25 protein-coding genes, 1 tRNA gene and 1 pseudogene are annotated in these 26,043 nt (G+C 71.6%); 16 read left to right on the top strand and 11 right to left on the bottom strand.

All coding sequences use genetic code 11. The features are described from left to right. Window positions 1-366: 366 nt before the first annotated feature. Together AB0B20_RS05370 and AB0B20_RS05365 are read left to right on the top strand one after the other, a co-directional pair. Window positions 367-1,128 carry an A24 family peptidase gene (locus tag AB0B20_RS05370; RefSeq protein ID WP_357468355.1) on the top strand — a complete coding sequence of 254 codons (762 nt, stop codon included), beginning with the start codon at window positions 367-369 and terminating at the stop codon, window positions 1,126-1,128. A gap of 108 nt (window positions 1,129-1,236) precedes the next feature. After that, a complete protein-coding gene (locus AB0B20_RS05365) occupies window positions 1,237-3,612 on the top strand; it encodes a glycosyl hydrolase family 65 protein (protein ID WP_357468352.1) in 2,376 nt (791 codons plus the stop codon). Here AB0B20_RS05365 and AB0B20_RS05360 read toward each other — a convergent pair. Continuing rightward, window positions 3,585-4,067, bottom strand: coding sequence for a hypothetical protein (locus AB0B20_RS05360; protein WP_357385030.1), 483 nt, complete (start codon window positions 4,065-4,067; stop codon window positions 3,585-3,587). The two genes, AB0B20_RS05365 and AB0B20_RS05360, sit on opposite strands and share 28 nt — an antisense overlap. 116 nt (window positions 4,068-4,183) lie before the next feature. Between AB0B20_RS05360 and AB0B20_RS05355 the strand changes: the two genes are divergently transcribed. Next, a complete protein-coding gene (locus AB0B20_RS05355) occupies window positions 4,184-4,957 on the top strand; it encodes an SAM-dependent methyltransferase (RefSeq protein WP_357385028.1) in 774 nt (257 codons plus the stop codon). Between the two features lie 9 nt (window positions 4,958-4,966). Here AB0B20_RS05355 and AB0B20_RS05350 read toward each other — a convergent pair whose 3' ends face one another. Together AB0B20_RS05350 and AB0B20_RS05345 are read right to left on the bottom strand one after the other, a co-directional pair. Further along, entirely contained in the window at window positions 4,967-5,260 is a 294-nt protein-coding gene (locus tag AB0B20_RS05350) for a hypothetical protein (RefSeq protein WP_357385026.1), read from the bottom strand. A gap of 26 nt (window positions 5,261-5,286) precedes the next feature. Further along, entirely contained in the window at window positions 5,287-6,168 is an 882-nt protein-coding gene (locus AB0B20_RS05345) for an RNA polymerase sigma-70 factor (RefSeq protein WP_357468348.1), read from the bottom strand. Window positions 6,169-6,334: 166 nt separating this feature from the next. Here AB0B20_RS05345 and AB0B20_RS05340 point away from each other — a divergent pair, with 166 nt between their 5' ends. Beyond that, the gene (locus tag AB0B20_RS05340) at window positions 6,335-6,820 is read left to right on the top strand and encodes a carboxymuconolactone decarboxylase family protein (protein WP_357385022.1); all 486 of its coding nucleotides are present in this window, start codon (window positions 6,335-6,337) and stop codon (window positions 6,818-6,820) included. A gap of 9 nt (window positions 6,821-6,829) precedes the next feature. Here the strand turns inward: AB0B20_RS05340 and AB0B20_RS05335 are convergent, their stop codons facing one another. Next, window positions 6,830-7,921: an epoxide hydrolase family protein gene (locus AB0B20_RS05335; RefSeq protein WP_357385020.1), complete on the bottom strand. Its 1,092-nt coding sequence runs from the start codon at window positions 7,919-7,921 to the stop codon at window positions 6,830-6,832. Window positions 7,922-8,014: 93 nt separating this feature from the next. On the opposite strand from AB0B20_RS05335, the gene AB0B20_RS05330 reads away from it, so the two are divergent. The 8 genes from AB0B20_RS05330 (at window position 8,015) to AB0B20_RS05295 (ending at window position 16,111) form a co-directional block, all read left to right on the top strand. Beyond that, window positions 8,015-8,476, top strand: coding sequence for a MarR family transcriptional regulator (locus tag AB0B20_RS05330; RefSeq protein ID WP_357468345.1), 462 nt, complete (start codon window positions 8,015-8,017; stop codon window positions 8,474-8,476). Window positions 8,477-8,548: 72 nt separating this feature from the next. Then, window positions 8,549-9,151, top strand: coding sequence for a helix-turn-helix domain-containing protein (locus tag AB0B20_RS05325; RefSeq protein WP_357468342.1), 603 nt, complete (start codon window positions 8,549-8,551; stop codon window positions 9,149-9,151). Next, window positions 9,151-9,522: a hypothetical protein gene (locus AB0B20_RS05320; protein ID WP_357468339.1), complete on the top strand. Its 372-nt coding sequence runs from the start codon at window positions 9,151-9,153 to the stop codon at window positions 9,520-9,522. Before AB0B20_RS05325 ends, AB0B20_RS05320 begins: the two co-directional genes overlap by 1 nt. Next, on the top strand, window positions 9,519-10,424 hold the full coding sequence (locus tag AB0B20_RS05315) for an ATP-binding cassette domain-containing protein (RefSeq protein ID WP_357468336.1): 906 nt from the start codon (window positions 9,519-9,521) through the stop codon (window positions 10,422-10,424). The genes AB0B20_RS05320 and AB0B20_RS05315 overlap by 4 nt, the downstream gene beginning before the upstream one ends. Continuing rightward, window positions 10,421-11,215, top strand: coding sequence for an ABC transporter permease (locus AB0B20_RS05310; RefSeq protein WP_357385010.1), 795 nt, complete (start codon window positions 10,421-10,423; stop codon window positions 11,213-11,215). The genes AB0B20_RS05315 and AB0B20_RS05310 overlap by 4 nt, the downstream gene beginning before the upstream one ends. Window positions 11,216-11,326: 111 nt before the next feature. Then, window positions 11,327-12,328, top strand: coding sequence for a DUF559 domain-containing protein (locus AB0B20_RS05305; protein ID WP_357385008.1), 1,002 nt, complete (start codon window positions 11,327-11,329; stop codon window positions 12,326-12,328). Next, entirely contained in the window at window positions 12,315-12,956 is a 642-nt protein-coding gene (locus AB0B20_RS05300; RefSeq protein ID WP_357385006.1) for a hypothetical protein, read from the top strand. The genes AB0B20_RS05305 and AB0B20_RS05300 overlap by 14 nt, the downstream gene beginning before the upstream one ends. Continuing rightward, window positions 12,956-16,111, top strand: a complete 3,156-nt coding sequence (locus AB0B20_RS05295; RefSeq protein ID WP_357468332.1) for a DUF87 domain-containing protein — start codon at window positions 12,956-12,958, stop codon at window positions 16,109-16,111. The genes AB0B20_RS05300 and AB0B20_RS05295 overlap by 1 nt, the downstream gene beginning before the upstream one ends. Here AB0B20_RS05295 and AB0B20_RS05290 read toward each other — a convergent pair. Beyond that, entirely contained in the window at window positions 16,093-17,007 is a 915-nt protein-coding gene (locus tag AB0B20_RS05290; RefSeq protein WP_357468329.1) for an NADP-dependent oxidoreductase, read from the bottom strand. The genes AB0B20_RS05295 and AB0B20_RS05290 overlap by 19 nt on opposite strands. Window positions 17,008-17,123: 116 nt before the next feature. Between AB0B20_RS05290 and AB0B20_RS05285 the strand changes: the two genes are divergently transcribed. Continuing rightward, window positions 17,124-17,555, top strand: coding sequence for a helix-turn-helix domain-containing protein (locus AB0B20_RS05285; RefSeq protein WP_357468326.1), 432 nt, complete (start codon window positions 17,124-17,126; stop codon window positions 17,553-17,555). 301 nt (window positions 17,556-17,856) lie between these two features. Continuing rightward, entirely contained in the window at window positions 17,857-19,335 is a 1,479-nt protein-coding gene (locus AB0B20_RS05280) for an endo-1,4-beta-xylanase (protein ID WP_357468323.1), read from the top strand. An 83-nt stretch (window positions 19,336-19,418) separates the two neighbouring features. On the opposite strand, the gene AB0B20_RS05275 is transcribed toward AB0B20_RS05280, so the two are convergent. The 5 genes from AB0B20_RS05275 to AB0B20_RS05255 form a co-directional block, all read right to left on the bottom strand. Further along, window positions 19,419-19,937, bottom strand: coding sequence for a cupin domain-containing protein (locus AB0B20_RS05275; RefSeq protein WP_043327473.1), 519 nt, complete (start codon window positions 19,935-19,937; stop codon window positions 19,419-19,421). A gap of 93 nt (window positions 19,938-20,030) precedes the next feature. Continuing rightward, a complete protein-coding gene (locus AB0B20_RS05270) occupies window positions 20,031-20,687 on the bottom strand; it encodes a class I SAM-dependent methyltransferase (RefSeq protein WP_357468318.1) in 657 nt (218 codons plus the stop codon). Window positions 20,688-20,846: 159 nt separating this feature from the next. After that, on the bottom strand, window positions 20,847-22,073 hold the full coding sequence (locus AB0B20_RS05265; RefSeq protein ID WP_357468315.1) for a hypothetical protein: 1,227 nt from the start codon (window positions 22,071-22,073) through the stop codon (window positions 20,847-20,849). Between the two features lie 33 nt (window positions 22,074-22,106). Next, a complete protein-coding gene (locus tag AB0B20_RS05260) occupies window positions 22,107-23,693 on the bottom strand; it encodes a hypothetical protein (protein WP_357468312.1) in 1,587 nt (528 codons plus the stop codon). 199 nt (window positions 23,694-23,892) lie between these two features. Continuing rightward, window positions 23,893-24,036 (bottom strand): hypothetical protein, encoded by a 144-nt coding sequence (locus AB0B20_RS05255; RefSeq protein ID WP_357468309.1) that lies wholly within the window; start codon window positions 24,034-24,036, stop codon window positions 23,893-23,895. An 8-nt stretch (window positions 24,037-24,044) separates the two neighbouring features. Here AB0B20_RS05255 and AB0B20_RS05250 point away from each other — a divergent pair, with 8 nt between their 5' ends. Together AB0B20_RS05250 and AB0B20_RS05245 are read left to right on the top strand one after the other, a co-directional pair. Further along, on the top strand, window positions 24,045-24,323 hold the full coding sequence (locus tag AB0B20_RS05250) for a type II toxin-antitoxin system prevent-host-death family antitoxin (protein ID WP_357468306.1): 279 nt from the start codon (window positions 24,045-24,047) through the stop codon (window positions 24,321-24,323). 1,111 nt (window positions 24,324-25,434) lie between these two features. Continuing rightward, window positions 25,435-25,853 (top strand): annotated as a pseudogene (locus AB0B20_RS05245) (tyrosine-type recombinase/integrase); the annotation flags it as partial. 84 nt (window positions 25,854-25,937) lie between these two features. On the opposite strand, the gene AB0B20_RS05240 reads toward AB0B20_RS05245, so the two are convergent. Further along, a tRNA-Lys gene (locus tag AB0B20_RS05240) sits at window positions 25,938-26,009 on the bottom strand. Window positions 26,010-26,043: the final 34 nt, after the last annotated feature.

The following is a 26,043-nucleotide window of genomic DNA, read 5'->3' as shown; positions in this document are numbered from 1 at the left end:
GCATAGGCTCACGTCCGCCGATGCAACAGAGGTAATTCACGTGAACACGGTGAGTGAAGACGGGAGGTGGTGGTCGGTGTGTGTCACCACGATGACGAGTGGGCTCCGGCGGGGCTTCGAGCCGGATGGCGTGTGCTCGCCCGTACACGCCGCGGCGGTGGTGACGAGCCGCCGGTATGGGTGGGGAGGGTGCCGCTCGTCCGATCCGTCCCGCCGATCCGCCCGGCGCCTGCCCCGGCTCGGCGCGGTCTCCGGCGCGTCGCGTCAGGTGCACGTGTGGCGTGCAACCGTCACATCGCAAGATGAACCAGAATCACTCTGCGTACTCGGTGATGGAACGCACGGCGATCGAACGGGAGGGCCGGCATGATGGCGGAGCGGGTGCGGTGTACCGGATCGGTGGTCGACGCCGGGCTCCCGGCCGCCCTCGCCGTCGTACCCCTGCTCCGGCTGGCGGTGGCGCGCTACTCCGTACCGCAGGGGTGTCCGGACCGGACGGCGTGCGACGGCTGCGGCGCCCCGATCGGGCTGGACCGGCCGCTGCCGGCGCTCGGGCCCGCCGCCCGCTGCCCCGGCTGCCGGGCCCGGGTCGGCGCGCCGCCCGCGGTGGTGGAGGTGGCGCTGCTGTTCGCGGTGGCGGTGCCGCTGTTCGCCGGCGGTGCGCCCGCCGCGCGGCTGGCGCTGGCGTGGTGGCTGGTCTGGGCGGTGCCGATGACGATCGTGGACGCGATGGCGCACCGCCTGCCCGACCGGCTCACCTGGCCGTCCGCCGCAGGCGTGTGGGCACTGCTCGGGGTGGCCGCGCTGACCGGTCCGGGAGCGGGCCCGTGGGTACGCGCCGTCCTGGCCGGTCTGGCGCTCGGCGGCGGCTTCGCCGCGACCACGCTGCTGTTCGGGCGGCGCGGCTTCGGCCTCGGCGACGCCAAGCTGGCGCTCGGCGCGGGCGCGCTGCTCGGCTGGTACGGCTGGCCGGCGCTGGTGACCGGGCTGGTGTTCGCGCTCGCCCTGGCCGGGCTGGCCGGGGTGGTGCTGCTCGCCGCCCGGCGGGTCCGCTGGTCCGGGCACCTGCCGTTCGGGCCGTTCCTGGTGCTCGGCACCGCCGCCGCGATGGTGCTCGTCACCGTGTGATCGGCCACCCGCGGGTGCGGGCGGGTTCGCCACGGGTATCGGAGTCCCAGCCACCTCCCAGCCGGGTCTGGTTCGGTGGCGGTCCAGGCTTCGGACTCGGGAGGGCACGTGTCGCACGGCGACGACGGTTGGCGGATCCGGCGCACCAGCGACGACCTGGACCGGCTGGGTGAGACCGAGTCCGTCTTCGCGCTCGCGAACGGCTGGGTGGGCTGGCGCGGGACCCTCGACGAGGGCGAGCCCTGCGGCATGCCCGGCAGCTACCTCAACGGGTTCCACGAGCAGCACGAGCTGAGCTACCCGGAGAGCGGATACGCGTTCCCGGAACTCAGCGACACCGTGATCAGCGCGCCGAACGCCGCACTGATCCGGCTCTGGGTCGACGACGAGCCGCTGGACCTGGGCACCGGCACGATCCGGCGGCACCACCAGGAGCTGGACCTGCGTGCCGGGGTGGTGCGCCGGGAGACCGAGTGGGTCTCGCCGGGCGGCCGGGGCGTGCGGATCCGCAGCACCCGCCTGGTCTCGCTGACCCGCCGCCCGGTCGCCGCGCTCGACTGGACGGCGGAGCCGCTGGACGGGCCGGTCCGGCTGCGGGCCGGTGCCGACCTGCTCGCCAACCAGCGGGTGCCGGAACGCGCCGACGACCCCCGGGCCGCCTCCGTGATCCACGATCCGCTCACCGGCGAACTCCGCCGCGAAGACGGTCTCGACGGCGTGCTCGTGCACCGGACCGGGCGCAGCGGCCAGCGGGTCGCCGTCGCCGTCGCGCACCGGATCGAGGCGCCCGGCGAGGTCGCCACCGGCACCGAGCTGACCGCCGACCGGTTCCGGCTGGCGCTCACCGGCCCGGTACGCCCCGGCGAGCGCATCCGGGTCACCCGGTTCGCCGCGTACGAGTGCGCCGACGTCGACGGCATCCCGGCCGGTGAGCTGGCCGACCTGGTCGTCGCGGAGGCGGGCGCGGCCCGGGACGACGGATTCGACGCCCTGCTCGCCGAGCAGCGCGCCGCGCTCGACGCGGCGTGGGCCACCGCCGACGTGGAACTGGACGGCGACCCGGAGCTGCAACTCGCGGTGCGGTTCTCGGTGTTCCACCTGCTCCAGTCCGGCCGCGCCGACGGCGACCGGACCATCCCGGCCAAGGGGCTGACCGGCAACGGCTACGACGGGCACGTGCTCTGGGACACCGAGGGCTACGTGCTGCCGGTGCTGACGTACCTGGCGCCGGAACTGGCCCGCTCGGCGCTGCGCTGGCGGCACGCCCACCTGCCGGAGGCCCGCGAGCGCGCGGCCGAGCTGCGCCTGACCGGCGCCACCTACCCGTGGCGGACGCTCAGCGGCCGGGAGTGCTCCGGCTACTGGCCGGCCGGCAGCGCGGGTCTGCACGTCAACGCGGACATCGCCGACGCGGTGCTGCGGTACGTCTCGGCCACCGGCGACACCGCCTTCCTCGCCGAGTGCGGTGCCGAGGTGCTGATCGAGACCGCCCGGCTGTGGCACGGATACGGCCACTTCGACGACGGCGGCGCGTTCCACCTGACCGGCGTCACCGGCCCGGACGAGTACTCCGCGCTGGTCGACGACAACGTCTTCACCAACCTGATGGCCCGGCGCAACCTGCGCGGCGCGGCCGACACGGCGGAGGACTGCCCCGAGGTGGCCGCGCGGCTCGGTGTCGACGCCGCCGAGGTGACCGCCTGGCGGGCCGCCGCCGACGCCATGTTCGTCCCGTACGACGGCAAGCGCGGCGTGCACGAGCAGTCGGCCGGTTTCACCGCGCAGCCGGAGTGGGACTTCGCCGGCACCGGCGAGGACGACTACCCGCTGCTGCTGCACTTCCCCTACCTGGAGCTGTACCGCAAGCAGGTGGTCAAGCAGGCCGACCTGGTGCTGGCCATGCTGCGCTGCCCGGGGGAGTTCACGGCCGAGGAGAAGACGCGCAACGTCGCCTACTACGAGGCGCGGACCGTCCGGGACTCGTCGCTGTCGGCGTCCGCGCAGGCGATCCTCGCCGCCGAGGTCGGGCATCTCGACCTGGCGTACGACCTGTTCGCCGAGACGGCGTTGCAGGACCTCGCGGACCTCGGCGACAAGACCGCCGACGGGCTGCACCTGGCGTCCCTGGCCGGCGCGTGGCTGGTGGTGGCGCAGGGCTTCGGCGGGCTGCGCGACGACCGGGGCGTGCTCTCCTTCGAGCCGCGGCTACCAGGGCCGATCAGCCGGCTCGCGTTCCACCTGCGCCGGCACGGGCAGCGGCTGCGGGTCACGCTCACCGAGCGGGAGGCCCGCTACGAGCTGCCGGACGCCGGGCCGGGCGACGCGGTGGAGCTGTGGCACCACGGCGAACAGCTCCGGGTCACCGGCGACGGGCCGGTCACCCGGCCGATGCCGCCGGTGCCCGACCCCGGCCCCGAGCCGCAGGCCCCGCCCGGCCGCCGTCCGGAACGGCGCGCTCAGGAGGCGGCCGGCGGCGACGACTGAGGTGGCAGGCCGGACATCCGGGCGACGACCTCTTCCAGCGCCTCGAACGCGTACGCCCAGTTGTGGCACTTGAAGCTGCGCAGCCCGGTGATCGGGGTGCGGCAGTCGGCACAGTGGACTCCGGGGATCGCGTCCGGCACCTCGGTGTTCACGTACTTGCGGTCGCCGAGGATCACCCGCGCGATCATCGTGTGGTCGTGCACGCCGTGCAGCGCGGACGCGACGATGTCGTACCAGGTGACCCGCCGGCCGCACTTCGGGCAGTCCGGGTCGTCGCCGCTGACCCACAGCGGTGCGCCGATGCTGCGCGCCGGCATGTTCAGCAGCTTCTCCAGCCGCCGTACGTCCGCCTCCGGGGTGGTCCACCGGTGCCGCCCGGGCAGCGACGCGGGCGAGTCGTAGACGGCGCGGAACACCGCCGGCTCGACCTCCACTGTCTCCCGTCCACCTGTCATCGGTACCTCCTCGCGACGGTGTATTCCCACCGTCGTACCAGGTGGGGGGCGGGATCAACCGGATCACCGACACGACGGGTCAGCGGTGTGTCGCGCAGAGTGCTAGACATCGAGGCGTGACGGAGGCTGAGAACCGACCCAATGTCGCCCGGATGTACGACTACTACCTCGGCGGCTGCCACAACTTCGCCGCCGACCGCGCCGCCGCCGAGGAGATCCTGAAGATCTTCCCGGACACCGGCGCCGCCGCGCAGAGCAACCGCGCGTTCCTGCGCCGGGTCGTGCGCTGGGCCGCCGAGCAGGGCGTACGCCAGTTCCTCGACATCGGTGCCGGCCTGCCCACCCAGGGCAACGTGCACGAGGTGGTCCGCACGGTCCGCCCCGACGCCCGGGTGGTCTATGTCGACCACGACGAGGTCGCCGTCGCGTACGCCCGGCGGCTGCTGCCTGCCGACGGCCGCACTGTCGTGCTCCAGGGCGACCTGCGGCGTCCCGCCGAGCTGCTGGCCGACCCGGCGCTGCGGGCCACCATCGACCTGTCCGAGCCGGTGGCGGTGCTGCTGCTCGCGGTGCTGCACTTCGTGCCCGACGCCGACGACCCGTACGCGGCGGTGGCGACGCTGCGCGACGCGACAGTCCCGGGCAGCGTGCTCGCGCTGTCCCACCTCACCCTGGACGGCCTGCCGACGCTGCCCACCGAGCAGGGCACGGCGATCTACCGCCGCAGCAGTTCCCCGCTCGTGCCCCGCACCCGCGACGAGGTGGCCCGCTTCCTCGACGGCTACGAGTTGGTCGAGCCGGGCCTGGTCAAGGTGGCGGACTGGCGGCCCGACGGGGAACCGCAGGCAGCGGTGTCGCACGGCTACGGCGGGGTCGGCCTCCGCCGCTGAGCCGCGCGGTCAGCCCAGGCCGCCGTGCGCGCCCCAGAGCGCGACGGCCCGGTCGGCCGCCGCCGCCACAAGCGCGGCCAGCTCGGGCCGGTCGGGCACCCGGAACGAGACGTACGCGCCCCGGCCGCCGGCGGTGGGCCGGCCGTACGCCTTCGCGGCCAGGCGCCCGTCCGGCAGCAGCCTGATGTTGAGCGTGGTCAGCGTGAACTCCTCGCCGCGCCGGGTGTCGGTCCAGCGCAGCTCCTCGGGCACCGTCACGTTGACGGCGAGGGCGCTGACGTCGGGTGGGGCGGCGCTGCTCATCGCCCGATCGTCGCACGATCGCCGGCTCAGCGGCGCAGCGTCGTCTCGCGGGTCATGTGGGACAGCTTCTCCGGGTTGCGCACCGCGTAGAGGCCGCTGATGCGGCCGTCGTCGAGGCGTACCGCGACGACGGTGTCCAGCTCACCGTCGAGGCGTACCAGCAGCGCCGGGTAGCCGTTCACCTGCGCCGGTTCCATCGACGCGACGGCGGCGACGCGGCGCCACCCACCCGCGAGCAGGCGGGCCACCTTGTCGCCGCCGCTGATCGGCCGAACGATCGCCTGCTTGATCCCGCCGCCGTCGCCCACCAGCACCGCGTCGTCGGCCAGAACGCGGAGCAGCCCGTCCAGGTCGCCGGTCTCGACCGCCCGCCGGAACGCGTCGAGCGCGTCGCGGGCCTCGGCCGCCGAGACGGTACGCCGGGGGCGGCGTGCCGCGACGTGGACCCGCGCCCGGTGCGCGATCTGCCGCACCGTGGCCGGGTTCCGTTCGACGGTCTCGGCGATCTCGTCGTAGCCGACGGCGAACACCTCCCGCAGCACGAACACGGCCCGCTCGGTCGGCGTCAGTGTCTCCAGCACCAGCAGCATCGCCATCGACACGCTCTCGGCCAGCGCCACGTCGTCGGCGACGTCGGGCGCGGTGAGCAGCGGTTCGGGCAGCCACGAGCCGACGTACGACTCCTTGCGCCGCCCGAGCGTGCGCAGCCGGGACAGCGCCTGCCGGGTGGTGATCCGCACCAGGTACGCGCGCCGGTCCCGGACCGCGCCGAGGTCGACCCTGGCCCACCGCAGCCAGGTCTCCTGCACCACGTCCTCCGCGTCGGCGGCCGAGCCGAGCATCTCGTACGCGACGGTGAAGAGCAGGTTCCGGTGCGCGAGGAAGTCCTCGGTGGCCGGGTTCGCCATGACTGACTCCTTCGCCGCTCGGGTCCGTTCCCCACCAGACGCCGCCCGCCGCCGCCGTGTGACACCGGGTCGTTGTGGCGGTCCTCACCCGGCGACGCCGTCACGCCGGACGCGTCCCCGGCATCTCGTGGTCGTCAGACACCACCCCAGCAGAGAGGGCGCCACCATGCAGACCCGATTCAACCTGTTCGACAACCCGGTCTCGGCGACGTTCATGAAGCGCTTCGCCGGCGCGGGCCTGGTGATCCACCAGTCGTCGCTGCCCCGCACCGTCCAGGAGTTGGTGTCGCTGCGGGCCAGCCAGATCAACGGCTGCGGCTGGTGCATCGACATGCACACCAAGGAGGCGGTGGCCGGCGGCGAGAGCGCGGTCCGGCTGAACCTGGTCGCCGCCTGGCGTGAGTCGACGGTCTTCACCGAGGCCGAGTGCGCGGCGCTGGCGTTCGCCGAGGAGGGCACCCGGCTCGCCGACGCCCACCAGGGCGTGTCCGACGAGACGTGGGAGCGGGTACGCAAGCACTACGACGACGACCAGATCGCCGCGCTCGTGTGCCTGCTCGGGTTGATCAACGCGGCGAACCGGTTCGCGGTGCTCGTGCACCAGCGCGGCGGCTCGTACGAGCCGGGGATGTTCGCGGCGGCCCTGAGCTGAGCGCGGCCGTCACCGCAGGTTCCAGAAGAACGACCGGACGTCGTCGACGAACAGCTCCGGCACCTCCAGGGCGGCGAAGTGACCGCCCCGGTCGAACTCGCTCCACTGCCGGATCGTGTACGTCAGCTCGGCGATCGGGCGTACCGGCCGGGTGATGTCGTGCGCGAACACGGCCACCCCGAGCGGGGGCGGGCAGGGTGCGGGCGGGCCACCGAACGCGCTCTCCCGCACCAGCCGCGCGGACGAGGCGGCGGTGCCGGTGAGCCAGTAGACCGAGACGTCGGTGAGGACGCGATCCACGCTGACGGCCGACCCCGGGTCGGTCCACTCGGTGAACTTCTCGGCGATCCACGCGAGCTGCCCGGCGGGTGAGTCGTGCAGCGCGTACGACACGGTCTGCGGACGGCTGGCGTAGAGCACCTGGTGGGGGTGCCGCTGCGTCCTGAGCCGCATGATCCGGGCCAGCCGGTCCCGGTCCTCGCTGGACAGTCCGGCCTCGCCGGTCCAGCCCGGTGGCGGGGGCGTGGGCAGGTAGTTGAGGTGGACGCCGACGACGTGCTCCGCGTCGATGCCGCCGAGCCGGGTGGAGATGACCGAACCCCAGTCACCGCCCTGTGCGCCGTACCGCCGGTAGCCGAGCCGGCGCATCAGCTCGGCCCAGGCGCGGGCGACGCGGTCGACGTCCCAGCCGCGTTCCCGGGTCGGCCCGGAGAAGCCGAACCCGGGGATCGACGGTACGACCAGGTGGAACTGCTCGGACAGCGGGCCGAGCACGTCGAGGAACTCGACGACCGAGCCGGGCCAGCCGTGCGTGAGGAGCAGCGGCAGCGCGTCCGGGGCGGTGGAGCGTACGTGCAGGAAGTGGATGTTCTGCCCGTCGATGGTGGTGGTGAACTGCGGGTACCGGTTCAGTTCGGCCTCGGCCGCCCGCCAGTCGTACGCGGTGCGCCAGTGCTCGGCAAGCTCCCGTACCCGGTCCAGCGGGATGCCGTAGTCCCATCCTGCGTCTGGTAGCTCGTCGGGCCAGCGGGTGCGGGCCAGGCGGTCGGCCAGGTCGTCGAGGTCGGCCTGGGGGACGTGGACGCGAAACGGCTCGATCACGGCTTCCGCCTTCCGTTGGTGACACTAACGTTGGTATGGCCAACGGTAACGTAGATCGTTGGGGACGCCAACGGTTTCGGATAGGCTGGGCGCGTGGAGAACCCGGAGCCGGACCTCGTGCCGACACGCCTGGCCGGCCTGCCGAGCTGGCTGATCACCCAGACCGCCGTACGCGCCGGCCGGCTGGTCGCCGACGGCCTCGCGGCTGCCGACGCCCGGGGCTACCACTTCCGGCTGCTCGCCACGCTCGACGAGTTCGGGCCGGCCAGCCAGGCGGCGCTCGGCCGGCGCAGCGGCATCCACGTCAGCGACGTGGTGGCGGCGCTGAACGAACTCGCCGAGCGCGAGTTCGTCACTCGCAGCCCGGACCCGGCCGACCGGCGGCGCAACGTCGTCACCGTCACCGCAGCCGGGCGGCGGCAGCTGCGGCGGCTGGAGAAGCGACTCGCCGCCGTGCAGGACGAGCTGCTCGCGCCGCTGTCGCCGGACGAGCGGGCGGACCTGACCCGGCTGCTGGCGCGGGTGCTCGCCCACCACACCCGTCCGTCCACCTGACGGCTGCCTTCCGGCACCGTCCTCTTTCGCCGGCCTACCATTATCGTTCTCGATAGTGATAACGTCTGCGGCGTGACGACGTCGATGGAGCGGTGGGCGGAGATCGCGCTGCACCCGGTGCGGATCCGGATCCTGCGCGCGGTCGCCGGTGCCCGGGTGACCACGCACGACCTGGTCGAGCTGCTGCCCGACGTCCCGCAGGCCACCCTCTACCGCCACCTGGCGACGCTCGTGAAGACCGGGATGCTCGACGTGGTGCAGGAGCGCAAGGTCCGCGGGGCGGTCGAGCGGGTGTACGCGCTGCCCGCGCACGGCGCGGCGCTGGACCCGGCGGCCCTGGCGACGGCGACGCCGGAGGACCACGCGCGCTACTTCACCGCGTTCGTGTCGAGTCTGCTGTCGGAGTTCTCCCGCTACCTCGCCCGGGATTCCGTCGACTTCGTCGCCGACGGCGTCGGCTACCAGCAGCTCGTCCTGCACCTGACCGACGCCGAGCTGCACGAGTTCGCGGCCGGGCTCAACGCCCTGGTCGGCCCGTTCCTCACCAGAGGCCCCGGCGACGGACGGATCCCCCGGCTGCTCGCGACGGTCCTGATGCCCGCCGATCGCCCGGCGACCCCCGGCGACACACCCACGTCAGCGCACGACTCCGACACGACGAAGGGCGACGACTGATGGCCTCGACAACGCTTGACGGCGACGTGATCGACATCCGGTTCACCGGATGGGAACGACTGTGGGTCGGGCGGGAACGATTCACGCTGCGCCTGGCTGCCGTGCGGCACGCCGCCCCGGTGGACGAGCCGATCCGGCTGGCCCGCGGCGCCCGGCGCGGGTACACCGTCTCCGGCTTCGCCAAGGTCGGTGTCTGGGGCATCTTCGGCGGTCCCCGGCAGCTCGTGGCAGCCCGGCGCGGTCAGCCCGGGCTGCACCTGGTGCTGGACCGCGCGGCGGCCGGCGGGGAGTTCGACGAGGTGGTCGTCTCCGATCCGGCCGCCGGGCACCTCGCCGAGGCGATCGGGCGTGCGACGAGGGGCCGGCCATGACCGGCGACCGGCTGGCGATCGAGGCGTCGGGCCTGACCAAGCGCTACAGCGACGTCACCGCCGTCCGCGACCTGACCTTCACCGTACGACCCGGCGCGGTCACCGGTTTCCTCGGCCCGAACGGCGCCGGCAAGACCACCACGATGCGCATGCTGACCGGACTGGTGACGCCGACCAGCGGCACCGCCACGATCGGCGGGCAGCCGTACGGCCGGCTGGCCCAGCCGTCGCGGACCGTCGGCGCGGTGTTCGACGGCAACGCGTTCCACCCCGGCCACACCGCCCGTGACCACCTGGGTGTCTACGCCGCGATGGCCGGCTGTCCGGACAGCCGCGTCGCGGAACTGCTGGATCTGCTGGGCCTCGCGCCGGCCGCCGACCGTCGTACCCGGGAGTTCTCCACCGGCATGCGCCAACGTCTCAGCCTCGCCGCGGCGCTGCTCGGCGACCCCCGCGTCCTGCTGCTCGACGAACCGTCGAACGGCCTGGACCCGGAAGGCATGTCGTGGCTGCGCGGCCTGCTGCGCCGGCTCGCCGACGAGGGCCGCACCGTGCTGGTCTCCAGCCACGTCCTGCACGAGGTCCAGCAGGTGGTGGACGACGTGGTGGTGATCCGGCGCGGTGAACTCGTCGCCGCCGGGCCGTGGTCCCGGCTCACCGGCCCGTCGACGGTGCTCGTCACCTCGCCGGACGTCACCGACCTGGCCGCCGCCCTGACGGCCGCCGCCGGGTCCGTCGAGGCCGCCGGGCCCGGCCGTCTGCGGGTACGCGGACTGGACGCGCCGCGCGTCGCCGACCTCGCCGCGGACCACCGGCTGCGGATCCACGAGCTGGTCACCGAGACCACAAGCCTCGAACAGCTCTTCCTCGACCTGACCACCGACACGGCGGAGGCCCGATGAACCTGGTCAGAGCGGAACTTCGCCGGGTGCTGGCCACCCGCATGTGTACCGGGCTGCTGCTCGCCGCCGTCGCGCTCGGCGGCGGCCTGGTCGGGCTCATGGCGCTCGTCGGACCGGAGAACTTCGACCCGCCGATGCCCGGCCTGCACACCGAGGAGGGCCTGCGGTCCATCCTCGGCCTCCTCGGTTTCACCGCCTTCGTGCCGGCCGCGGCCGGGGCCCTCGCGGCGACGTCCGAGTACCGGCACGGCACCGCCGCCGTCACGTTCATGTTCGCGCCGCGCCGAGGGCGGGTGCTCGCCGCCAAACTCGCCACCCACGCGATCGTCGGCCTCGGCTACGGGGTCGCCCTGGCCGGCTCCGCCGCGGTGGCCCTGTTCACCGTCGCCGCCGCGCGTGGCGTGTCGCTGGGCCTGCCCGCTCCCACAGTGCTGGCGCTGCTCGCCCGCATCGGCGTCGCGATGGGGGTGTACCTCCTTGTCGGCACCGGCGTGGGCGCGCTGCTCCGCAACCAGGTCGCTGCCGTGTGCGTCGTGGTCGGCTACCTGTACCTGGCCGAGCCCGTACTGATGATGATCCCCGGCGTCAACGCGCTCTACCCGCTCCTGCCCGGCGGCGCCACCGCCGCACTCACCGACTTCACCTACGTCGCCGACGCGATGTCCGCGCAGCTCGGCAGCGACGCCGTCGCGCTCCTGCCACCGGCGGCCGGCGCGTTGTTGCTGACCGGGTACGCGCTCGCCGCCGCCGCGGTCGCCGTGGTCGTCCCGATGCGCCGCGACATCACCTGAGCGTCGCCATTTCGTCGCCGTCCGGCGTATCAGGGCTGGCGCCGACCGAAGACGATTCGTACTCTGGTCATCCGACGTCGGGGGTCGACGGTGGGGGAGGGTCGACGCTGCATGGAGCCGGTCCTCGCCGGTCTGCCGACCGACCGCGTCGTCGCCCTGCCCGGCGCACACGCCGACACGGTCGCCATGACGATCGCCCACGACCACGCGGAGCCGGCCGCCGTCGTGCACCGCCCGGCCTCGGCGTACGCGATGCCGGCCGACTTCGTGCACGCCGCGCTGGACCGGCTCGAACAGGTCGCCGTCGAGCTGCTCCCGGCCTGGCTGCCCGAGACCGCTGACGGCGTCCGCCCGGACGTCTCCGGCCTCGCCGCCGTACGGGCCGCGGCCGCCGCCCGCTCGCGCCGGGACCGCTACCCCGGCTCGTTCCTGACCGACCTGGCCGTCTTCGCGGTCACCGGGCGGCGGCCGAGCGTCACGACGCTCCCGCTACGTGTGCGGGCCGCCGCGCTGGCGCGTCTGGTGGCCGGCGCGTTCGGTCGGCGGAAGGTGGTGCTGCTGGTCGAGCCGGTCCACGGCGACGCCGCCGTTGTCGCGGCCGGTGGGGGATGGCTCGTGCAGCACGGCGGTCCGGCGGTCTGGCTGGTCGGCGCCGGTGCGGCCGGGCTGGACGGTCTTCCGGCGTTCCCCGCGCCGCCGACCGTGCCCGCCGCGCCGCCCGCCGGGCACGCGCCGGCGGCGGGTAGACCGCATCCGGGCAGCGACGCCGAGAAGCGCCTGGAGGCGGCGCTGGCGGCGCAGAGCTGGTCGGCCGGGCGGCGATGGAACCAGAGCTACCAGTCGCACCGCCTGGCCGCGCCGGTACGCCTGGATCTACTGTGGCCGGACGAGCGATGCGTGGTGGAGATCGACGGTCCGGAGCACTGCCGCCCGGTCCGGTTCGAGGCCGACCGGCAACGCGACGTCCAACTGCAACTGGACGGCTACGCCGTCCTGCGCTTCACGAACGCCCGAGTAATCCACGACGTCGGCACCGTGGTCGCGCAGATCGGCACCTGTCTGCGGGCCCGTCGCCGAGACCTGGCGGAAGGACGGCACCATGGCCGGCGATGACCTGACCGCATCCGAGAGCGCGATCCTCGTCGTGCTCATGGCCGAGGCGCGGGAGGTGCTGAGCACCGAACTGCGGGACCGTTACGGCCTGGTCGTACGCAAGCCGCAGCGCGACAAGCTCACCCGCCTGCACTACGTCGCCAGCCGCAGGAGCGGACCGACGTACGCCCTGCAACTAGACGACAAGGGCTGGGTACGGATGCAGAGCGAGCTGGACTTCGCGCTGCGCGGGGCGAGCGCGCTCGGCGCGGCGCTCACCGCCTTGCAGGTGAGCCTGCGCGATCGGGTCCTGGCCCGCAGCGGCTGCGCGACGCTCGCCGAGCTCTTCGCGCTCACCGACGTGCGCGCGCCTGCCGCTGAGCCGTCCGGGTCGATGGAGGCTCGGGTGGTCGCCGCGTACCGGGCGCTCGCCGACGAACCCGGCGCCTGGGTGAGCCTGCGCCGGCTGCGGCCGTTCTTCGCCGACGTGCCGCGCGGCGACCTGGACGAGGCCCTGCGCCGGCTCAGCCGCTCCGAGGGCGTCACCATCGCGCCGGAGTCGAACCAGAAGACGCTCACCGGGGCCGACATCGAGGCCGCGCTTCGCCTCGGCGGGCAGGACAATCACCTGCTGGCGATCGGCGGGTAATGAACGAGGCGGAACGGAACGCGCTGGCCGCCCTGCGGTTCGACTGGGCGCCGGTGCCCGACGACGTGTGGCGCCCGTTGCCCTTCCACGTCGACGGCCTGCACGTACCAGTGGTGCGGGAGGTTCTCGCCGGGGTCGACGAGGCCGCGCAGAACCCGCACGGCAGCCCGCTCGGCCTGGTCGTCCAGGGCCAGCGCGGCTCCGGCAAGACCCACCTGCTGGGCGTGATCCGCCAGCAGGTGCAGGAGCGCGGCGGCTACTTCTTCCTGGTCGGCCTGCTCGACGCCGGCGGCTTCTGGGACGGTGTGCTCGCCGCGATGCTCGACGGCCTGTCCCGGCCGGTGCCCGGCAGCAGCGAGACGCAGCTCAAACTGCTGCTGCGGCGGTTGTCCGCGAAGGTTGGGGCGCCCCGGACGGCACGCCGGGCCGTCATGGGCGACACCGAACTGACGAAGGCGGCGCTCGACGCCTTCCTGGACGGGCTCGGTGACTTCGACAGGCACACCGCCCGCACCTGCCAGGAGACGGCGCGGGCGCTGGCGCTCAGCGCCTCCGAGGACATCGCCCACCGCGACGTCGCGGAGAACTACTTCCTCTCCGGTGAGGAGATGGTCGCCGGGGAACGCGCGGCCTGGGGCATGCGCCGCGTCCCGCGCCCGGCCCAGCAGATCGTGCAGGACCTGTCCTGGCTGCTCGCCCTCACCGGCCCGTCGGTGGTGGCGATCGACCAGATCGACACGCTGATCGCCCAGTTGGCGATCCAGAGCGACCCGGCGCTGGTCGGCGCCGCCGCGATGAGCCCGGAGCAGGCGCTGATGCTGGCCCGGATGGCGGACGGCCTGATGGCGTTGCGGCAGTCGACCCGCCGCACGCTCACCGTTCTCGCGTGCATCCCGAACTCGTGGACCGTCATCAGGTCCGCCGCCGCCGACACCGTGGCCGACCGGTTCCGCGAGGCGCCCCGACTGCGCCGGATCGACGACGCCGACCTGGCTCGGGCGATCATCGAGAAGCGGTTCACCGTGCGCTACCGGGAGGCGGGGTTCGTGCCGCCGTACCCGTCATGGCCGGTGTCCCCGCGCGCCTTCGCCGAGGCCGGCGCGTTCACCCCGCGCCAACTGCTCATCGAGATCGACAGGCACATCCGCGCGTGCATCGCCGACGACGAGGTCCGGGAGATGACCACGCTCGGCGAGCCACCCACCGCCGAACCCCGGGCGCCCCGGCCCGCCCCGGTCACCGCCACCGGCGAGGAGATGGACCGGTACGAGGCCCGGTTCGCCGAGCTGCGGGAGGCCGCCGACGTCACCGGGCCGCTGCGACGCGCGTCCGAGGACGAGGTGATGCCGCCACTGCTCGCGGCCGGGCTCACCGCCTGGATCCTGGAGCGGGGCGACGCGGGCGAGGCGTTCAGCGTCGACCCGCCGCCGAGCACCGACCCGCCGCTGCACGCCCGGCTGCGGCTCACGCTCGACGAGCGCACCGAGGACCAGGTGCACTGGTGCTTTCGGGCGATCGCCGACGACCACCACGGCAACGCCGCGCTGGCCCGGCTCCGCAAGGCGAGCGTGTCCGCCGCCCTCGACACCGGATCGGGCCGGCGGAAGCTGTTCCTGCTGCGCAACCGCGCCTGGTCGGCGAGTGCGGCCACCGGCCGGGCGGTCGCCGCGTTCACCGAGGCGGGCGGCCAGACGCTCGGCGTCGACGAGGAGGACGTGCGCATCCTGTCCGCGCTGCGGGTCATGCTCGCCGAGGCCACCATGGACCTCCAGGGCTGGCTGGCCGCGCGCCAGCCGACCCGGGAACTGAAGTTCCTCCAGCACGCGCTGGCCGATGTGGACCGGTGGACCGCCGACGCCGGGCCCTCGCCGGAACCCGCCGGGCCGGCACCGGCCGCCACCGCTCCGGCCGACCCGTCCTTCGTCATCGGGCACGGGTACGACGACGGCGAACCGGTGCCGCTGGCGCTCGAGGCGCTGCGCAAGCACACCACGATCTTCGCCGGCTCCGGCTCCGGCAAGACCGTCCTCATCCGCCGCATCGTCGAGGAGTGCGCGTTGGCGGGCGTCTCCGCCATCGTGCTCGACCCCAACAACGACCTCGCCCGCCTCGGCGAGGAATGGCCCGAGCCGCCGCCACAGTGGCGACCGGGCGACGCGCACCGGGCCCGGGACTACCTCGCGCACACCGACGTCGTCGTCTGGACGCCGCGCCGCAACTCGGGCCGCCCGCTGAGTTTCCAGCCGCTGCCCGACTTCACCGGCGTACGCGACGACCCGGACGAGTTCGCCGAGGCCGTCGAGGCGGCCGTCGCGTCGCTCGCGCCGCGCGCCATGGTGACCGGCCGGGCCACCCGGGCGCACCTCGGGCTGGCCGTGCTGCGCAAGGCCGTCGAGCACTACGGCCGGCGCGGCGGCTCCCGCCTGCAGGGCCTCATCGACACGCTCGCCGACCTGCCGGACGGGCTCATCGACCTGGACGACGCCGACCGGATCGGCCTGAGCCTGGCGCAGACCCTCACCGCCGCCATGGTGAACGATCCGCTGTTCGGGGGCGAGGGCACGCCGATGGATCCCGGTGTGCTCCTCACCCCCGCGCCCGGCAGGAGGGCCCGCGTCTCCGTGGTCAGCCTGGTGGGGTTGCCGTCCGACGACGTCCGGCAGAGCTTCGTCAACCAGCTCCAGATGGCCCTGTTCGCCTGGATCAAGAAGAACCCGGCCGGGGACCGCCCGCTGCTCGGGCTGCTCATCATGGACGAGGCGCAGACGTTCGCCCCGTCCGGCGCGATGACCGCGTGCACCCAGAGCACGCTGGCGCTCGCCGCCCAGGCCCGCAAGTACGGGCTCGGGCTGGTCTTCGCCACCCAGGCGCCGAAGGCCCTGCACAACCGCATCCCGGGTAACGCGGCCACCCAGCTCTACGGCCTGATGAACAGCCCGATCCAGATCGAGGCGGCCCGCGAGATGGCCCGGGCCAAGGGCGGCGACGTGCCGGACATCTCCCGCCTGACGGTCGGCGAGTTCTACCTCGCCGCCGAGGGCGCCGCACCCCGCAAGATCCGTACCCCGCTGTCGCTGACCCACCATCCGCGCAGCCCGCTCACCGTCGAGGAGGTGCTGGACCGGGCGCGCGGCGGTCAGGGGCGCAGCACGTAGCGCCCGCGTACCCCGCCCTCCGCCACCGCGCGGTGCGCGTCCGCCACCTGGTCCAGCGGCACCACCGCGTGCACCCGCGCGGGCAGCTCACCGGCAGCGGTGCGGGCGAGCAGGCCGGCCAGGCGTGCGCCGTCGGGGCGCACGTCGACCGCGCGCACAGTGACTCCGCGCTCGGCGGCCGGCAGGGCGTTCGGCCGGACGCCGACGAACACGCCGCCGTCGCGGACCAGCGCGAACCCCTGTTCCTGCCACCCGGCGGCGTCGGCGACGGCGTCCCAGCCCGGCTCGGCCGCGGTGGTGAAGTCGGCGCCGAGGTCGCGGACGAACTTCTCGTCCCCGGCCCGCGCCAGGCCGGTCACCCGCCATCCCCGGTCCCGGGCGAGCGGCACGACGTAGCCGCCGACCGCGCCGGCCGCGCCGGTGACCAGCAGCCGGCCGCCGTCGGGCGCGTCGCCGAGCAGGTCGACGATCTGCGCCGCGGTCTGGCCGTTGAGCGGCACCGTCGCCGCCGCCGTCAGATCCAGACCATCGGGTACGACGGCCAGGTCGGACACGGGTACGACGAGCTGTTCGGCGTACGTGCCGAAGTCGCGGTCGAACCCGCCGACCAGCCCGGCGACCCGGGTGCCCACGGTGAGGTCGACGCCGGGACCGGTCGCGGCGACGACACCGGCGAAGTCCCAGCCCAGTCCGGTGTGGTGCGGCTGGTTGATGAGCCCCAGTGAGTGGAAGAAACCGCCGACGACCCCGAGGTCGGCCGGGTTGACCGGGGCGGCCGTTACGTCCACCCGGACCTCGCCGGGTTCCGGCTCGCGCTGCGCGACGTCGATGATCTCGATCGAGTCCGGCCCGGTCGGGGTGCGGACGACTGCGGCGCGGAAGGTGGGCGTACCCATGGTTGTGTCTCCTTGTTCGTGAGGGGTGTTCCCGCTCCACGATGGAGGGGTAACTTTCTTTCGGGAAGTACGCACTTCGGAGTGCGTTGGGTACCCCCGGGTAGGAGGCGCGGACGATGCCGACGCAGACGGCGGCGCAGCGGCGGGCGCAGGCGCGGGAGGAGTACGACGCGTTCCTCGCCGAATGCCCGAGCCGGCAGCTCCTGGACCGCATCTCCGACAAGTGGGTGGCGCTGATCCTGGCCGCGCTGGGCCGCGACGGCCCGGACCGCAACGCGGAGCCGCGGGTCATGCGCTACTCCGAGTTGTCCCGCCGGCTGGCCGGGGTCAGTCAGAAGATGCTCACCCAGACGTTGCGCTCGCTGGAGCGCGACGGCCTGGTCACCCGCACCGTGACGCCGAGCGTGCCGGTGACTGTCACCTACGAGCTGACCGACCTCGGTCAGTCGCTGCACCAGCTCATGTACGGCATGAAGCTGTGGGCCGAGGCGCACATGGACGAGGTGCGCGCCAACCGCGAGCGGTACGACGACACCGCCGATCGCTGACCGGCCCCGCCGGGATTCTCCGAAACTTTCGGTCCTCGTTGTGCTCTGACGGTCTGGGGCCGAACGTCGCGCCGTGACTGTCGTCCATGGGCTGCTGCCCTGATCCTGCGGGGCGCGCCCATATTCGACGTGGCATCGACATTGACCGATCGTGCCGTCGCGGATATCTTCCCAGGGAAGTTACCGGTACATCTTCGGAAAGTTTCAGGGCAGTGACGCGGAGGGCCTGCGCACCGCCGGCCCCGTCCGCGTCCAGCCGGGCATCGCCAGCGCATCATCGTCCGATATGCAGAGGAGTGTCATGAAACATCTACCGAGGCGCAGCCACCGCGTGGTGCTGGCCGCCGTCACCAGCGCGCTGGCACTTGCCGGTGCCGCGCTCGTGGTGCCCAGCCTGGCCCAGGCGGCGGCGAGCACGCTCGGCGCCGCCGCGGCACAGTCCGGCCGCTACTTCGGCACCGCCATCGCGGCGAACCGGCTGAACGACTCGACCTACAGCACGATCGCGGCGCGTGAGTTCAACATGATCACGGCCGAGAACGAGATGAAGCCGGAGGCGCTGCAGCCCAACCGGGGCCAGTTCAACTTCTCCTCGGGTGACCAGATCTACAACTGGGCCACCCAGCGTGGTCTTCAGGTCCGCGGGCACACGCTGGCCTGGCACGCGCAGCAGCCGCCGTGGATGCAGAGCCTTAACGGCAGCAACCTGCGTCAGGCGATGATCGACCACATCAACGGCGTGATGGCCCACTACAAGGGCAAGCTGGCCGCGTGGGACGTGGTGAACGAGGCGTTCAACGAGGACGGCAGTCGCCGCAGCTCCAACCTTCAGGGCACCGGCAACGACTGGATCGAGGTGGCGTTCCGGACCGCGCGGGCGGCCGACCCGTCGACCAAGCTCTGCTACAACGACTACAACATCGAGAACTGGTCGTACGGCAAGACCCAGGGTGTCTACAACATGATCCGGGACTTCAAGTCCCGTGGGGTGCCGATCGACTGCGTGGGTCTGCAGACCCACTTCACCGGTGGTAGCTCGCTGCCGGGCAACTTCCAGACCACGCTGCAGAACTTCGCCGCCCTCGGTGTCGACGTGGCGCTGACCGAGGTCGACGTCACCAACTCCTCCACCAGCCAGTACGCCGGGCTGACCCAGGCGTGCATCAACGTGCCGCGCTGCATCGGCATCACCGTGTGGGGCGTGCGGGACAGCGACTCGTGGCGTTCGAACGAGAACCCGCTGCTGTTCGACGGCAGCGGCAACAAGAAGGCCGCGTACAACTCGGTCCTCAACGCCCTCAACGCCGCGACGCCCAACCCCACGCCGACCGTGACCCCGACGGTGACGCCGACAGTGACCCCGACCGGCGGACCGACCACGCCGCCGCCGACCGGCGGCGCGAGCCGGATCGTCGGCAGCCAGTCCGGCCGGTGCATCGACGTACCGAACTCCTCGCAGAGCAACGGCACCCGGGTGCAGCTCTACGACTGCCACGGCCAGACCAACCAGCGGTGGACCTACACCTCCAGCCGGCAACTGACCGTGTACGGCTCGATGTGCCTGGACGCCGCCGGCTCCGGCAACGGCTCGGCCGTCCAGATCTACAGCTGCAACGGCCAGACCAACCAGCAGTGGAACGTGAACTCCAACGGCACCATCAGCGGAGTCCAGTCCGGCCGCTGCCTCGACGTCTGGGGCACCGGCAACGGCCAGCAGGTGCAGATCTACGACTGCAACGGCCAGGCCAACCAGCGGTTCCAGCTCGTCGCGGCGAGCTGACCTCCTCGTACGGAAAACGGCTAACCGTCGTGGTCTCGGCCACGGCGGTTAGCCGTTTTCGTGGTGCTCGCGTGCTGCCGGTGTCAGCCGATCAGCAACTCGGTGCGGTAGTCGGCCGCCAGCGCGGCGGCCCGGTTCCGGCGCTCGGCCTGCTCCTCCTCGGTGAGAGCCGGCGGCGGCGAGGTGGGACCGTCCACCCGGTCGCCGACGCGCAGGAAATACTCGTCCTGCCCGGCCGGCGTGCACATGCACAGCAGCCGCGCGGGCTGGTCGAAGGAGTTGCGGAAGAAGTGCGGCGCGTTCGCCGGAATGTTCACCGTCTCACCGGCCCGCGCCACGGTCTGCTCGCCCCGGAACGTGAACTCCACCGCCCCGTCGAGCACCGTGAACATCTCCTCGAAGTCGTGCCGGTGCGGAGGCGGGCCACCACCGGGCGGAACCCGCATGTCGATCAGGCAGTACCGGCCGGCCGTCTGCTCACCGGTGACCAGGATCGTGTAGGTGCCGCCCGCGATGGCGAGGTGCGCGAGGCCGGGGTCGTCGGGCCGGGCGTGGACGAGGGTACGGGTCGGATCGTCGGACGGGATCGCACCGCTGGCCATCGGCTCTCTCCTCGATCGTCGGTCTACGGATCGATTCCCCTCATAACCATCCGGCAAGCTGCTAAACCTGGGACGCTTCCCGTGGCAGGACCGTCATGCCGGGCGGCGGGCGACAACCGCCAGGGCCATGCCGAAGAACTTCAGCGGCGAGCGTTCGATCGCGTCGGTCACCGGCCGGATGCGGCGTCCGAAGCGGGACCTGTCGAACGGCGGCATGATGTAGTCCACCGCTATCGGCTCCAGCCCGGCCCGCCGGAGTTGCCCGGACAATCCACGGGCGGTGAAGGAGCGGGCGTCGGCGAGCCGACGGTGCAGCGGCACGATCCACGGCAGGAACGGACCCCGCGCCGGCCGGTACCGCCGGCCTCGGATCAGGAAGCCGTGCGTCTCGAACGGGAACCACCGGTTGGGCGTCGTCAGCGCGAACCGGCCGCCGGGCACGAGCACGCGGTGGACCTGCCGCAGGGCCGCATCCAGGTCGTCGATGTGCTCCACCACCTCGATGGCGGTGACCAGGTCGAAGCTGCCGTCCGGGTAGTCCAGTTCGGTGGCGGACAGCTCCCGTACGTTGATCTTCCGGGCCGCCGCCGGATCGTCGGCCAGCCGATCCCGGAACAGTTTCAGCCGGTCCTGCTGGATGTCCACGGCCTCGATCTGCGCGAACGCGTCGACCAGCCGCATCGTGTACGTGCCGTCCCCGCAGCCGATCTCCAGTAATCGCCGGCCGGTCAGCGATGTGTGCCGGCTCAATGTGCCGAGTCTCTTCGCCACCCCACGCTCGCCGAATGCGCTGCCGTGCCCCAGCCCCAGATTGCGATTCGCATTCACCATGGTCGCTGACCATAGACCTAACGAGCGTTAGCGTGGGGGCACCCGATCGACAGACAGTGCCGGCCGCGTACCGCGTCGTCAGCCGCCGTTGGCGACGTAGATGTAGTAGCGGGTGACATCGGTGTCGGTGCCGTCCGCCTTGTGGCCGGTCACCGACAAGGTGTACGTCTGGTAGTTCTGCGTCGGCGTGTAGGTGATCGACGCCTTCCCCTGGCTGTCCGCCGGCACGTCCGTCGCCGGTCCGTCGTCGATCTGCCAGGTGAAGGAGACGATTCCCGGGGTGCCGCCGCTGAACTCGAAGGTGCCGGGAACACCGGCGCCGCCCGACCAGGTGCCGTCCGGATACTGAGCGCTCACGACGTACGGCGCGTTGCCGACGGTGAACTCGAAGTCCGTCACCGGCGAGAACTCGCCGTCCGCCGTACGGCTCCGCACGTGGATCGTGTTGGTGCCGTTGCGTTCGAACGGCACCGCGACCCGCGTCGACGTGCCCTCGGTGCTCGCCGGCAGGACCTGCTCCGGGCCGTCGTTGACGCGGTAGTGGTACTCGGTCACCTCGCCGAACAGCTGCGTGTGGAAGTAGAAGTAACCGGTCCAGCCGATCCCCTTCCGCGACCAGTCGTAGGTGCTGTACACGCTGACCATGTTGTCCCGGACGCTGAAGGCCGCGATCCGCAGCTCCGACTCGGTGCCGTCCGCGCCGACGCTCGTGACCCGGACGTCGTCGTAGCCCCACGAACCCGGCGTGTACGTGACAGTCGCGGTGCCGTCGGGACCGGCCGCGATCGTCTGCTCCTCGGCACCCCTCAGCAGATAGCGGTACGAGACGACATCCGGCAGCCCCGGACGGAACGTGAACGTCACGGGCCGGCCGACAACGGCGTCGCCCTCCGGCGTCTGCGTGACCACGGGCCCGGACCAGATGCGGAACGTGTAGGTGGTGGCGGGTGATCGGGTGCCGTCCGACAACAGCGCCTGAACGACCACTGTGTTGTCGCCGGAGTGCTGCGGCGTGACAGTGACGTAGGCGTACGGGTTGCCCTCGCTGGACACGGTCTGCTCGGCGCCGCCGTCGAACCGGTAGACGAACCCGGTCAGGTTCGGCAGCCGGCTTCCGAACTCGATGCTCAACGGCACGCCGACCCCGTCCCGGCGGGGCCAACTGGACAGGTCGTGCGCGTAGGCGGTCGGGCGCGCGTCGATGATGAAAAACTGATATTGGGTCTCCATCGACGTGGAACCGTCCGCCTTCACCGACCGGACGACCATCGAGTGCCAGCCCGGCGTCGCCGTCCACGACAGCACGGCGATGTCGTCCTCGGCCGCCGAAATGGTCTTCTACTCGTCGTCGAGGTAGTACTGGTAGGCGACGACGTCGCTGTTGCGTGGGGTGAAGCGGAACGTGCCGACCTTGCCCGCGACCTGGTCGGTGTCCAGGTTGAACTCCGCCGACTCGACGCCGGGGGCGTCGGTGACCCAGACGTTCAGCGTCTCCTGCCCGATCAGCTTGTTCCGGGCATAGCTGCGGACAGCCATCTCGATCTGGCCTGTTGTGGTGAACGTGATCGGACCGGTGGCCTTGCCGTCGACCGCCGGGAGGCGGACCTCAGCGCCGTCCTTGAGCTGATACCCGAACGCGGTGGTCTCGGGCTTCGACGCGACAAACGTGATCGTGCTCGGCAGGCCGACGCCGTTCACCACGACCTCGGCGTACGGCGCGGTCTCGGCGACCCGGAACCGGTAGTTCTTCTCGGGTCCGCGGTTGCCCGCCGCGTCGACGGACGCGACGTAGAGGTCGGTGCTGAACCGCAGCTTCGGGGTGTACTTCAGGATCCCCGTGCCGCCCGGGCGCCGGGCGGGAACCTGCCCGGAATACCCCGAGGAGTCACGCCAGGCGAACGCAACCACGTCACGGTCGCCGGCCCCGTCGAAGCGGAACGTGCCCTCGATGCCCGTGCCACCGCCCGGGGAGTCGCCCTCCGGATACGTCCGCGACGAGACCTGCGGCGGATTCGCCGGAGCGGTCACGTCCATGACGATGTAGCAGGTCTTGCTCCACGGCCCCTCGTCGTCGTAGTCGCTGGCCCGGGCCTGCCAGGCGAGGACCGTGCCGTCGGCGTACTGGCTCAGGTCCGTGCCGTAGTAGTCGTGGAACTCGCGACGCTGATCGGGATGGTCGACCGGCCAGATCGCGTACAGCACGGTGGTGTAGTCGCCCTCGTCCCGATCGCTGGCGGTGGCCGCGAACACCGTGTTCCGCGCCGCGGGCGACGGCTTGGCAAGCGTTCCGCACGGCCGGTCCGGGTACTTCAGTTGCAGGCCGGTGATCGTGGGCGGATGGTTCGCCGTGGCACTCAGCACCGGCTTGGCGAAGGTGCGACCGGTCCGCACGTCGGCCTCCTGAACGGCGGCGACCCGAATCTCCACGGTGATGCTCTTGTCGCGCCGGCTCAGCGCCGCGTTGAGCGTGGCCACCATGTCCAGGCCCAGGTAGGCCGGGCAGGAGGCGCCGGCCCCCCGAGTGGTGGTCAGGAGCTTCTCGACCTCGGCCGGCGGACGCAGCCAGGTGGTGCTGTCAGTGACCGGGCGGGTCCGCCACACCTCGATGGTCGCCGGGGCGGAGCAGTCGGTGACCGTCTTCTCGACGGTCCACAGGTACGAGTCGTGGACGACAGTGCCCTTCAAGTTGCTCAGGTCGTACGTGAAGTAGGAGCGGTAGGTGTGCGTCCGACCGGCCGCGTCGCGGGACGTGCCGACCGGCGGCGTCACGTCCGCGTCGACGAACTTCGCCCTGGGGCTCTGCGAGTCGAGATAGGCCCAACTCTTCAGCGGAACATCGTAGGAAGTGGCGGCTGAGGCCGGAGAGCCGACGGTGAGCCCGGCGGCGACGACGGCGATCGGGACAGCAGCTCTGAGGCGTTTCATGTGGACGCTACCTCCCCCGTGGCGGCGCCTCTATCGACGCCGGCGGGCGTCATCGTAGCGAGGGGAATCCATGCGATGGAGGGTAGCTGACTGTCGTTGTTCTTCCAGGACAACGCCACGATCGGCGTCAGCCGACCGAGGCAGGTCGTCCTTGGAGATCCGATACACGCGCTGGTGTTCGCGACCCACGCGGCGGGGATCAGAAGCGGACAATTCCGTCCTTCTCTAGGCCCGTCAGCGCCAGTCGGTCGCCGTGGCCCAGGGCTCGCGGAACTTTCTGGTCAGCGAACAGGAAGCGCGGCCGACGCCAGAAGCTCGAACCGTAGAACACGTTGTTCGACACTGATAGCCATGGAACGCATCGGGGTCCGGGAGCTGAACCAGAACACGAGCCAGGTGTTGGCTCGGGTGAGTGGCGGCGAGACCGTCGAGATCACCGACCGTGGCCGACCGATCGCCCGAATTGTCCCCGTTGGCGATGACCGGTCGGTCTTGGTCAAGTTGGTAGCGGCCGGGCGAGCTGTCGCCCCCACCGTCGGCGGCTCTGTTCCACTCGCACCAAAGCTCGGTGACGAGAGTGTGGATGTGGCCGCCCCGCTCGCTGCGATGCGTGACGAGAGACGCTGCTGATCTATTTCGCTTCAGCTGCCGTCGTCAAGCTGGTTCGGCAGGAGGTGTGCAGCGTGGACCTTGTCTCCTGGCTCAACGATCACGACGACGTACCGCTCGTTTCCTCCGCGCTCGTCGAGGTGGAAGTGCCCAGAGCGCTGCGCCGATCAGCTCCGCAAGCTTTGATCGGAGTGCCGGCTGCCGTCGGCACGCTGGCCGCGCCTTGTCGTGGGTTTCTGCCGCTGCCGGATGGTGGCCGACGTTTGACGGCGTCTTGTGCCCCTTCGCGCCCCGAGCGGATCCCCTCGTCGCAGTCGGCGGCCTCTGGTGTCCAGCGGACACGGTTAAGGAAGCGTGCGGTGTCGGGCCATCTCCCCACGCGCCACTCAGCCACTCACGATGCGTCGAGGCCCTTGTTCCAGAGTGGCGAGATTTCGGCGCACCTCACGCAACGTGAGTGCGCGTGAGCGGACTCGACGAGCGGCGCAATCCATCGCCACCTCGGTCCTTGATGCTGCCACGCATGGTTACTGACAGTTGCCCTCTTGCAAGCGAGAGGCAGATGCCATATATTCGCCACAATCACTCAACGAGACCCGGCGGGGGTTAGTGTTATGAAGATGCGGGCAAAGAAGTTGCTTGACACTAATAAGGCAGTAGCGTTGACGTTTCTTGCCACTGCCACTGTCGCCGCCAGTTCCCTAGTTGCCGCAGCCCCGGCGCAGGCCAGAGTGCAGAGTTGCCAGCCCAGCAGCGTACAAGCAGTACTTAGGTACAAGGACGGAACTAAATCTACGTTCAGCTGCACCGGTACCTACTACCCGTTCAATAAGGATGCGGGCAGCTTTTCGAGCGTAGCTTGGTCCGGATACATCACCTATAGCAGCGGCGAGCGGGATGTGTTCTGCAACGACTCCACGGTGTGGTATCCCAACGGTATCAGGGTGACCAAGGTGGAGCTTTCGCCGACTCGGGTTTGCTAGGTTAGCTCAAGCTAGCCAATCTGCGAATGATAATTGCGGCGGCGCTAGCCAATTCGCTAGCGCCGCCGCGCTACTTGGCTGGAATGTTGCCTCGGCGAGCAACGGTTGATAATTTTATAGCAGGCCATCAGCCCTTGCTCGTCGGTGTCGAACTGCTGCACCAGGAGACGAAGACGGTCGCCTCGGCCGCAACCCTGCCGCTGCCGGACATCTGCACCGTGGCGCTCGCCGCCGCACCGCGAAGAGTGCCGCCCGGGATGCCGCCGGTCCCGCCTGGCAGCCCTCAGATCAAATCTTCACCACCCGCTACGGGCGGCCAGTCGAGCCGCGCAACTTCAACCGCTTCTGGGACCGGCGCTGTGACGCGGCCGGAGTCCGGCGGATCACCGTCAGGGATGCCCGGCGGACCTGCGCCTCGCTCCTTGCGGACCTGGACGTGCACCCTCGGGTGGCGATGCAGATCCTCCGGCACGCGCAGTTCGCCATCACCATGGAGATCTACACGGTGGTGTCCTCGGCGGCCACCCGCGACGCCCTCAAGCGGCTTGGCAGCGCACTGGACCGGTGAGGCGCTACTGCTGTACTTCGCTGCTGTACGAGGCGTGCTGACAAAGACAGCGGCCCTGCAAAGGGCCGCTGAGCTGGAACGGAGTGGGCCGCCAGGGACTCGAACCCTGAACCTATGGATTAAAAGTCCACAGCTCTGCCATTGAGCTAGCGGCCCGCACGCACAGGTTACCCGAAGCCGATCAGCCCGG

It is taken from the genome of Micromonospora sp. NPDC049151, from assembly GCF_040648395.1.
Classification (GTDB): domain Bacteria; phylum Actinomycetota; class Actinomycetes; order Mycobacteriales; family Micromonosporaceae; genus Micromonospora.
This window is presented reverse-complemented; position numbering and strand designations above follow the sequence as displayed.